Source organism: Rhodanobacter thiooxydans LCS2 (genome assembly GCF_000264375.1).
Taxonomy (GTDB): domain Bacteria; phylum Pseudomonadota; class Gammaproteobacteria; order Xanthomonadales; family Rhodanobacteraceae; genus Rhodanobacter; species Rhodanobacter thiooxydans.
Genome location: NZ_AJXW01000100.1, coordinates 1 through 9,910, shown reverse-complemented (window position 1 = coordinate 9,910; position 9,910 = coordinate 1). Strand labels below are relative to the sequence as shown.

Here is a 9,910-nt window from a genome sequence, read left to right as displayed (position 1 = left end):
CAGGTGAGGGCCGCCCCCATCGCCGGCGTGTCCTTCGACTTCGGCCTTCGGCCTACGCTCAGGACGAACGGGCTTAAGAGCGTGTCCTTCGACTTCGGCCTTCGGCCTACGCTCAGAGCCTGCCCCGAACTTGATCCGGGCGAACGGAGAAGATGTCAGGGACAATACCTGAGGGTGGGTGGTCCGATGGTGGAAGGTGGCGGCAAGCCTTGGCGTGGCGGCAACGGCGCTGCGGGCCGGGTGGACGCGAGCAGGGCGTCCCCGGGGTGGCCTGCGTGCGCTGCACAGTTTGACCGCGCACAGGCAAGCGCGGAAAGCGGCTCCACCCGCTTTGATCGCTCTCTCCAGTGGAACGATGCAGCCACGCTTTCTTTCGCCATGAGGCTTCGATGAGGACGATCCACTCACCGCTGCACGCCCTGCATGACGGCGGCATGGAACTGCACCGCGGCGAGCTGGTGCCGTGCTTCGAGATGCCGGCGCGGGTCGACCACATCCTGGCGGCGATCGCGCGCGCCGGCTGGGCGGTGGAAGCGCCGCGCGAGTACGACGATGCCGTGCTCGCCCGCGTGCACGATGCGGACTACCTGGCGTTCCTGCGCGGGGCGTACGCCGAATGGCAAGCGGAAGGCCGCGGCGGCTTCATGCTGCCGGGGGCGTTCCCGGCGCGCGGCATGCGTCGCGACCGCGTACCCGCGGGCCTGCATGCGCGCCTGGGTTACTACGCCTTCGATGCCGGCAGCCCGATCGTGGAAGGCACCTGGCGGGCGGCACGGGCGTCGGCGTGCTGCGCGCTGACCGCCGCGGACCTGGTCGCCGCGGGCGAGCGCAGCGCCTATGCCCTGTGCCGGCCGCCCGGCCACCATGCCGGGCGCGCAATGTTCGGCGGTTACTGTTTCCTCAACAACGCGGCGCTGGCGGCGCAGCGCCTGCGCGATGCCGGCCTGGCCCGGGTCGCAGTACTCGACGTGGACTACCACCACGGCAACGGCACCCAGGACATCTTCCGGGATCGCGACGACGTGCTGTTTGTCTCGATCCACGGCGATCCGGATACCGAATACCCGTTCTACCTCGGCTACGCGGACGAGCGCGGCACCGGGGCAGGCGAGGGTTACAACCACAACTTCCCGCTGCCGCGCGGCACCGACTGGGCGCGCTATGCGGAAACGCTCGATCGTGCGCTTGGACTGGTGGCCGATTACGCCGCGCAGGCGCTGGTCGTTTCGCTGGGCGTGGACATTTTCGAGGGTGATCCGATCAGCCAGTTCAAGTTGGGGACGGCGGATTTCCCGCGGCTGGGCGCGCGCATCGCCGCGCTGGGCCTGCCGTCGGTGCTGGTGCAGGAAGGTGGCTACGCCGTCGCCGGGATCGGCGACAACGTGGCCGGCGTGCTCGCGGCGTTCGCCGGGCCATGAGCCAGACGCCCGACGGCACGGCGTTGGGGCGCTGGCTGCGCACCGAGTGGCAGCACCTGTCCACGTTCCATCCTTCGCGCCGGCGCTGGCAGATGCCGGTGGCGGCCGGGCTGGCCACCGGCTTGCCGGTGCTGGTGGGCGTGTACTTCGGTCGGCTCGATTACGGACTGGTCTCGTCGCTGGGCGGGCTGGCGTTCCTGTACCTGCCCGACACGCCGATGCACCACCGCATGGCCAGGCTGATGGCCTGCGCGTTCGCCATCTCGGCGTGCTACGCGCTCGGCATCATGAGCCACGCCGTGGCGGTGGCGACGGTGCCGCTGCTGACGGTGATCGCGGTGCTGGTCACGATGGCCTGCCGCTACTACCGCGTGGGGCCGCCGGCCAGCCTGTTCTTCGTGATGGTCGCGGCCATCGGCGCGTATTCCCCGGTGCCGTTTCTGGAGCTGCCGCTGAGGGTCGGCCTGGTGTTTCTCGGCGGGCTGCTGGCGACCGTCATCGCCTTTGGCTACAGCCTGATCGTGCTGCGCCTGCAGGCGCCGACGCCGGTGGAGCCGCTGCCACAACCCACCTTCGACTACGTGGTGCTCGACTCGGTGCTGATCGGCGCGCTGGTCGGCCTCTCGCTGCTGCTCGCGGTGGTCTTGCAGATGGAGCGGCCGTACTGGGTGCCGGTGAGCTGCATGGCGGTGATCCAGGGTACGACGCTGCGCGCGGTGTGGAATCGCAACCTGCAACGCGTCGTCGGTACCGCAGTCGGCATGCTGGTGGCGTGGGGCCTGCTGTCGTTGCCGCTGGGTCCCTGGACGGTGGCGCCGATCCTGATGCTGTTGTCGTTCACGGTGGAGTGGCTGATCGTGCGCCATTACGGCTTGGCAACGGTGTTCATCACGCCGCTGACGATCCTGCTGGCCGAGGCCGCCAGGCTCGACCCGCAGGCCTCGCACGCGGCGCTGATCCAGTCGCGCTTCCTGGATACCACGCTGGGCTGCGTGGTCGGCCTGCTCGGCGGCGTGGTCATGCACCAGCCACGGCTGCGTGCCGCGGTCGGCCAGTCGCTGCGGGCACTGGTGCCGGCACGGATGAAAGGCAGACGCCGCGGCGGGCGTTGACGGAAGCCCGGGGCAGGAAGCGCCCGCGGCAGGGCTTGCGCCTGGAGAACGCCTCGGCGGCGCCCGCGCCGCCACGCCAACCCGTACCCCGGAGCCACGCCGGGCTGGCACGCCTCGCAGGGCGGTAGCGATTCGCGGCCTTCGTCGCTCACGCCGTCAGGCGCGAGCACCAGCGCGCCAGCCACTGCCGGAAAGCGGAGCCCGCGGGACCCGCCCCGGGGATCGGCGGCTCCGGCGCCGGCATGCCGGCGCGGACCGGCCGGTTCCACCGGGGGATGGCGACGGCGACTTCACACGGGCGCGCTTAGCGTAGGCTGGGCGCGTATGTCAAGTATGCGTACTAGCGGTGGACGCCGTGCCGGCATGAGCGGCACCGGCGTTCCAGGGGGCGCGGTCCCAACGACGAACGGAGACCGACACGATGAAGACTCGACTGCTCCTCGCAGTGGCGGCCGTGGCGTTTGCCACGAGCGCGCTGGCTGTGACCCCAACCACCCTCCAACTGCACAAGGCGGGCACTACCACGCCCGTGACCACGCCCACCGGCGGGCAGGCGCTGACGAACCTGGAACTGGATCCGGCGATGACCGCCGGCGAGGCCGATTCGGGTGGCGGCAGCGACCTCGGGCCACAGCCGGTGGTGAACCGCAGCATCGCCCGCGGCCACGCCGGCAGCAACCGGATGGGAACGGCCCGCCGCGCGAAGGCTAACCCGCAGCTGCTGGGCGGTTTCGACGGCCTCGATTTCCATGACCAGCGTTACGCCAACGGCGGCAACCAGTTCTCGGTGGAGCCGCCCGACCAGGGCCTGTGCGCCGGCAACGGCTTCGTCATGGAAAGCGTCAACGACGTGCTATCGATCTACGACAAGGCCGGCAACAAACTCGTCGGTCCCGTCGATCTCAACACGTTCTACGGCTATCCGGCGGCGATCAACCGCGCGACCAGGACGTATGGACCGAGCATCACCGACCCGTCCTGCTATTACGACGCTGGCACGCAGCGCTGGTTCCAGGTCGTGCTCACGCTCGACCGCGTCGGCACCACCTCGCCGCTGGCGGGCACCAACCATCTGGACATCGCGGTCAGCCAGGGTGCCGACCCCACCGGCGCCTGGACCATCTACCGGCTGCCGGTGCAGAACAACGGCACCCAAGGAACGCCGGACCACGGCTGCGCGGGCGGCTTCTGCCTGGGCGATTATCCGCATATCGGTGCCGACGCCAACGCGATCTTCCTGACCACCAACGAGTTCGCGCTGTTCGGCGACGGCTTCTACGGCGCACAGATCTACGCCATCTCCAAGCAGGCGCTGGCCGGCGGTGCCGCTTCGCCGAACGTGGTGTTGTTCAACGGTGGCGACCCCAGTGTTCCAGCACCGGCGTTCACGGTCTGGCCGGCCATTTCCTCCGGCGGGCAGTATGTCGACACGCGCGGCGGCACCGAGTACCTGCTGAGCTCGGACGCGGTGTTCTACGACTCGGGCGTCTCCAACACGCTCTGGCTGTGGTCGGTGTCGAACACGCAGGCCATCGACAGTGCGCCGGCGGCGCTGGCGCTGAACGTGTCGCCGCTGACCGTGCAGACCTATGCCGTGCCGAGCAGCCTGGCGCAACAGAAGCCGGGCGATACGCCGCTGCGTGACTGCTTTGCGCTGAAAGGTTGCGCGCCGAACTACCTGGGTTACCCCAACATCGTCTATCCCGCACCGCGCCCGATGGCGGTGAACGACTCGCGCATGCAGCAGGTGAGCTACGCCAACGGCAAGCTCTGGGGCACGCTGGACACCGACGTGCTGCTGGCCGACGGCAGCCACGGCTCGGGCATCAACTACTTCGTCATCAATCCGGCCTCCGGTGGTCTCTCCGCCAACGGCACGCTGGCCCTGCCCGACGCGAACCTGACCTACGGTGCGGCGGCCGTCACGCAGAGCGGGCGCGGCGTCATCGCGTTCACCGTGGTCGGCCCGAACGACCATCCAAGCGCCGGCTATGCAGGGCTGGACGCGAAGCTCGGCGCCGGCGAGGTGCATGTCGCCGCGGCGGGAGCGGGCCCGTGGGACGGCTTTACCGGGATCCCCTACCTGGCCGGCAACCGCCCGCGCTGGGGCGATTACGGCGCGGCGGCGGCGGATGGCAACACGATCTGGACCGCCTCGGAATACATCGCGCAGACCTGCACCCTGAGCGAGTACCTGACCGCCCCGCTGTTCCAGTGCGGCGGTACGCGCGGCGCGCTGGGCAACTGGGCCACCCGCATCTCGGCGATCGTACCGTGAACCTGCGGCGTTCCTGGCAGGGTGTCGAATAAACCCCCTGGCTGGTGCGGGCCACGGATGGCTGGTCGCGCATCAGCCACGCCAGGCGCCTGATCTGAGGTAACCAGCTCCTGCGGCGGGCATGCGCGGAGCTGGCGCGTTGAAGAGGGGCAGGGTCGTTTTTCATCCACCTGAAACCGGCCGGCTCGCCCCAAGGCGAGCCGGCCGAATCGCTGCCGCCTTCGCAGTGCGCTAGTTGCCGAGCGCCTTCACGGCGTCCAGCGTCTCGCGCACATGCTGCTTGGGATTCAGGTTCGAATAGACATGCACGATCTGCCCGGACGGGGCGATCACGTAGGAGGTACGGTCCGACCAGCCGGGCCGCATCGGCAGCAGCGCGTCGTAGCTCCTGGCGATCTTCGCGCCCTCGTCCGCGGCAACCGCGAACTTGCCGCCGCAATGCTCGGTCTCCTGCGAGAACGCCGCCAGCTCCGAGGTGTTGCCGGCGGTGACGCCGATCACCGTGGCATGCTGCGCCTTGAACTGCTCGATGGCCTCGGAGAACAGGTGCGCTTCCAGGTTGCAGCCCGGGGTGTGCGCGGCGGGGAAGAAGTAGAGCACCACCGGACCCTTCTTCAGCGCATCGGCAAGCTTGAACGTGAACGGCTGGCCGGCGAGATAGGCCGGCGCGGAAAAGTCGGGCGCCCTGGCGCCTTCCTTCAGGGCGCCCAGCGCCGGGGCGGCGAGGGCGGCGCTCCCCACCAGGACGAGCGCGGCGAATTTCAGCAGGGTATTCATGGGGCCTCCTTCGGCTGATGGATCAGCAAGCTTATACGCCGGAAGCCGTGGGCAATGCTCTGCCGCCGCCGGCGGGGAGGGATGATGGACATGGCTGCCATCCCCGCGCCGTCGCCAGGCGGCGGTTCTGCTATGTTGGCGCGGGAACACACCAGCATGTCCATTCGCAGACCCTGCGGAGATCAGCACATGGGCCACGACAAATCACGCTCGAGCGTTTCGGTCGGCCAGGTCGACTGGGATGATCCGAACCTGGATGCGCTGCTGCAGAAAATCGACGGCTGGAAGCTCGACAACCGCAGCGATCATCCGCTGCAGGACGTGCAGATTCAGATCAGTTCCGGATGGACGGCCAATTCCGTGGTCAGCAAGCCGGCGCAGATGGTCTCGATGGATGGGCAGGCCATGGTGCTGGTGACCCGGTTTCCGTTGCCGCCGGGCGACCGCGTGAGGTATCGGTGCAGGCCAGGCCGACGCTGGCGGAAATCGCTATGCGGTGTCCGTCCTGCCCGGTCGGCGGCGTGCCGATGGCGACCCGGATGCGCTCGGCGATCTCCAGGCCCTGCTCGCGTGAGCACTCGCGTAGCAGGATGCCGAATTCCTCGCCGCCCAGCCGGCCGAACAGGTCGGTGGGCCGCAGGTGCTGCTGGCAGATGGCCACGGCCCGCTTCAGCACGGCATCGCCCATGGCGTGGCCATGGGTGTCGTTGACCTGCTTGAAATGGTCCAGGTCGATGGATATCAGGCAGGCATGACCGAGCTTCTTCTCCAGCAGGCGCAACACACGATCGGCCTCGCTGATGAAGTGCTGGTGGTTCAGGATGCCAGTGAGCCCGTCGCGGATCGCCATGTGCTTGAAGCGCTTCTGCGAGCGCATGGTGCGGATCAGCCAGAACGCGATGGCCGACAGCAGGGCGATCAGCAATGCGATGTAGAGCCGGCTGGTCTCCGCGGCCTTGGCGTCCAGCGCCTGCTGCAGCTTGAGGACACTGTTCTGTCTGCCGAGCTCTTCGGTTTCCACTTTGCGGGTCAGCACCTGCTGCTGGACCGTTTGATAGGCCAGTGCCTGTGCGGTGGCATCATCGAGCGAGCCCTTGTCCTGGGCGACATAGCGTTCGTAGTAGGCCAGCGCGGCGGCTGTGTTGCCGTGCCGCTTCGCAACCTGGTAGAGCACTTCATACGCATCCTTGAGATAGTCGTTGACGTCGTTCGGGCCCGCCATTGCCAAGGCGGCGAGCGCCGCCTTTCGGGCGTCATCATCTTTACCCAGCTGTGCGTACGCCTGAGCTCGTTGCACCTGTGCAGACAGCGTGTGCGGGTAGTAATGGTTGATCCGGATGTCGGGCGCTATCCGGTCGAGCAGTGCCAATGCCTTGGCTGGCTGGTGTTCTTCCAGGTGGAGCGTACCGAGGATGAGCTGCATGGTTGTCGCCATGATGGGCTGTCCGGCCGCTTCGCACGTCTCGATGACCTGCTGCAGTTCCGGGCTCGCGGAGGTGAGCCGCCTGGCGTTGTAGAGCGCGGCCACCAGCTTGGTACCCGAGTAGCACGAGGTCGTCTTCGAAGGAGCGATGTCCTCCATCATGTGGGCGTACTTGATCGCCAGATCCGTCTGCCCGGCCAGGTTCAACGTCTGGGACAGGTAGCTGAGGACCTGGAGACGGGTTGTTTTGTCCCGGATCCTTGGCAGCTCGATCGTGAGCTGGTGAGCCAGTTTGAAGGCGTCTTCGTAGCGACGGCCGACCGCCAGATTGTTCATGAGCAGCGCCAGCGCTTTGGTGGCAAGCGTGGGATCGCCCGCATGGTCAATCACGTCGCGAAGCGGCTGCTCCGCAGCGGCGTAGTTGCCCTCCAGCGAAGACTCGAACGCGTCGAGATAGCGCAGGTGCCATTGCTCCGCCGTCGTCAGCACCGGCGACTCGCGATGGATCTGCGCCAGTCGCTGGGTGAACTGCCGGTGGTCCTTGATGCGCAGCTCCTCGGTCTGGTCGAGGAAAGCGCCTGCATCGGTGATCCGGGGAGGGTAGGCAGCGTGACCTGCCTGCGCCAGGACGCACAGAAGCAGGGCGGCCAGGACCGCTCCCATTCCTTTTCCCTGCCGGCCGATGGGCATGGCGCGTGAGGCTATTGTTTGCGCGGCTTGTGGCGGTCGGGTTCGAGCGGATGACGCGGCTCGTCGTCGCCGTCGCCATTGTCATCGTGGACCGGTTCGTCTTCCTCGTGCCCCGGCGCATTGGAGATCTGCGGGGCCTTGTTCGCCTTGTGCCCGAACTCTCTGGACAGTAGCGAACTGTCGCCGGCGGCAATGGCAGATCTGAGGGCTTCGGATGCCTTCGCTTGTTCGAGCATCGGCGCAAGTTCATGGGCGGATGCGTGGCGCAGAGCCGCGTTCTGGCCGATGGTTTCCAGCAGTTCGATCGTATCCGGCATGTTTTCCCCCTTTTCCCGATTCCCCGGGTATTCGTTCTGCGAACGCCACGGATTGCCACAGCGTGTCGTGCGACGCAGGACCTTCCTGGTCCAGCGCCGCCAGCCGCTCGCGCATGGCCCGATTCTGCTTCAAGGGCGCGGCGGGCGGTAGCGCCAGCGTCTCCCCGGCGATCGGCTCGGCGCCGGGCAGGTTGCGCAGCGCCATGCGGCGAACCCGCGGCGGCTGGATCGGCAACGTGGCGCCGGGGCAGACGCTCACCTCGTGGTCGAGCAGTGCTAAGTTTGCGCGATTCCCTCTCCCGCCCGCTGGAGCCGTCATGTCCGTTGCCTTTTCCGCCGGGTTGCCGGCTGCCGTGTCCCGCCGGGTGGCGCGCGTGGTCATGGCCGCATCGTTTGCGCTCGCGGTGGGCCCCTTGGGAGCGCAGCAAGTTCCGGGCGCCAGCGTGCCGCCGCCGCAGGACGTGCCGTACCCTGGCGCGATCGCCATCCACGTCGATGCCGGCGACACCTCGCAGGGCATCTTTCGCGTGCACGAGACGATTCCGGTGCAGCCTGGCGCCTTGACCCTGCTGTATCCGCAGTGGATTCCCGGCGACCACTCGCCGACCGGCCCGATCGCCATGCTGGCCGGTCTCGCGCTCAGCGCCGGCGGCAAGCCGCTGGCGTGGACGCGCGACGAGTACGACGTGTACGCGTTCCATCTCGACGTGCCGGCGGGCGTCGCCAGCATCGACGCGGAGTTCCAGTACCTGTCCGGCCGCACGGGCAGCGACGGCTCGATCGAGATGACCGACCGCATGCTGGCGCTGGAGTGGAACAAGATGGCGCTGTACCCGGCCGGTTACTACACGCGCGGCATCACCTTCGCACCCAGCGTGACGCTGCCGCAAGGCTGGCAGTTCGGCAGCGCGCTGGAACCGGCCTCGCACGCGGGCGACACCACCCGCTTCAAGCCGGTGACGTTCAATACGCTGGTCGATTCGCCGATCTACGCGGGCCGCTACTTCAAGCGCGTCGACCTCAACCCCGGCGGCAAGATGCCGGTGCACATGGACATCGTCGCCGATGCGCCGAAGTATCTCGAGATCACGCCGCCGCAGTTGCAGGCGCACCGTGCGCTGGTGACGCAGGCGACGAAGCTGTTCGGCTCGCACCATTACGACCACTACGACTTCCTGTTCTCGCTGTCGGACGAGCTGGACGGCAACGGCCTCGAGCATCACCAGTCCAGCGAGAACGGTCTGGGCGCCGACTACTTCACCGCCTGGAGCGACGCCGCCCCCGGCCGCGACCTGCTGGCGCACGAGTACACGCATTCGTGGAACGGCAAGTTCCGCCGCCCGGTCGACCTGTGGACGCCCAACTTCAACGTGCCGATGGGCGATTCGCTGTTGTGGGTGTACGAGGGGCAGACGCAGTACTGGGGCTTCGTGCTGACCGCGCGCGCCGGCCTGTGGACGCCCGAGCAGTTCCGCGATGCGCTGGCCATGGTCGCGGCCAACTACGAGCGCAACCGCCCCGGCTTCGGCTGGCGCACGCTGGAGGACACCACCAATGACCCGACCGCCGCGCGCCGCTCCGGCCTGCCGTACCGCAGCTGGCAGATGAGCGAGGAGTACTACAGCGGCGGGCAGATGCTGTGGCTGGCGGTGGACGCCAGGCTGCGCACGCTGACCCATGACCGCAAGTCGCTGGACGACTTCGCGCGCGTATTCTTCGGCGTCGACGACGGCAGCTTCGTCACCAGGACCTACACTTTCGACGACGTAGTATCGACCTTGAACGGCGTGGCGCCGTACGACTGGGCCGGCTTCCTGCACGCACGCGTCGATGCACGCACGCCGCCGCTGCTGGACGGCATCGAAGGCAGCGGCTGGAAGCTGGTCTACACCGAC

The 9,910-nt window shown here is 68.0% G+C and carries 7 protein-coding genes; 4 read left to right on the top strand and 3 right to left on the bottom strand.

Features of this window, described 5'->3' with window-relative positions:
- Nucleotides 1-389 precede the first annotated feature (389 nt).
- The 3 genes from UUA_RS16875 to UUA_RS16865 all read left to right on the top strand — a co-directional run bounded on the left by UUA_RS16875 (nt 390) and on the right by UUA_RS16865 (nt 4,808).
- Entirely contained in the window at nt 390-1,418 is a 1,029-nt protein-coding gene (locus UUA_RS16875) for a histone deacetylase family protein (protein ID WP_008439106.1), read from the top strand.
- Nucleotides 1,415-2,530, top strand: coding sequence for an FUSC family protein (locus UUA_RS16870; RefSeq protein WP_008439105.1), 1,116 nt, complete (start codon nt 1,415-1,417; stop codon nt 2,528-2,530). Before UUA_RS16875 ends, UUA_RS16870 begins: the two co-directional genes overlap by 4 nt.
- A gap of 421 nt (nt 2,531-2,951) precedes the next feature.
- A complete protein-coding gene (locus UUA_RS16865) occupies nt 2,952-4,808 on the top strand; it encodes a hypothetical protein (protein WP_008439104.1) in 1,857 nt (618 codons plus the stop codon).
- A gap of 231 nt (nt 4,809-5,039) precedes the next feature.
- On the opposite strand, the gene UUA_RS16860 is transcribed toward UUA_RS16865, so the two are convergent.
- From UUA_RS16860 to UUA_RS16850, 3 genes are all read right to left on the bottom strand, one after another.
- Nucleotides 5,040-5,585 (bottom strand): peroxiredoxin, encoded by a 546-nt coding sequence (locus UUA_RS16860; protein WP_008439102.1) that lies wholly within the window; start codon nt 5,583-5,585, stop codon nt 5,040-5,042.
- 364 nt (nt 5,586-5,949) lie between these two features.
- A complete protein-coding gene (locus UUA_RS16855) occupies nt 5,950-7,671 on the bottom strand; it encodes a tetratricopeptide repeat-containing diguanylate cyclase (protein ID WP_008439100.1) in 1,722 nt (573 codons plus the stop codon).
- A 38-nt stretch (nt 7,672-7,709) separates the two neighbouring features.
- The gene (locus UUA_RS16850) at nt 7,710-8,015 is read right to left on the bottom strand and encodes a hypothetical protein (RefSeq protein ID WP_008439097.1); all 306 of its coding nucleotides are present in this window, start codon (nt 8,013-8,015) and stop codon (nt 7,710-7,712) included.
- A 317-nt stretch (nt 8,016-8,332) separates the two neighbouring features.
- On the opposite strand from UUA_RS16850, the gene UUA_RS16845 reads away from it, so the two are divergent.
- The coding region (locus UUA_RS16845) for a M61 family metallopeptidase (protein ID WP_008439092.1) at nt 8,333-9,910 on the top strand (1,578 nt) is incomplete at its 3' end.

What these genes read in the sequence shown, in the direction of transcription:
- UUA_RS16850 (WP_008439097.1), bottom strand. Translation starts at nt 8,015, where the DNA reads ATGCCGGATACGATCGAACTGCTGGAAACCATCGGCCAGAACGCGGCT.
- UUA_RS16875 (WP_008439106.1), top strand. Translation starts at nt 390, where the DNA reads ATGAGGACGATCCACTCACCGCTGCACGCCCTGCATGACGGCGGCATG.
- UUA_RS16860 (WP_008439102.1), bottom strand. Translation starts at nt 5,585, where the DNA reads ATGAATACCCTGCTGAAATTCGCCGCGCTCGTCCTGGTGGGGAGCGCC.
- UUA_RS16865 (WP_008439104.1), top strand. Translation starts at nt 2,952, where the DNA reads ATGAAGACTCGACTGCTCCTCGCAGTGGCGGCCGTGGCGTTTGCCACG.
- UUA_RS16870 (WP_008439105.1), top strand. Translation starts at nt 1,415, where the DNA reads ATGAGCCAGACGCCCGACGGCACGGCGTTGGGGCGCTGGCTGCGCACC.
- UUA_RS16855 (WP_008439100.1), bottom strand. Translation starts at nt 7,671, where the DNA reads ATGGGAGCGGTCCTGGCCGCCCTGCTTCTGTGCGTCCTGGCGCAGGCA.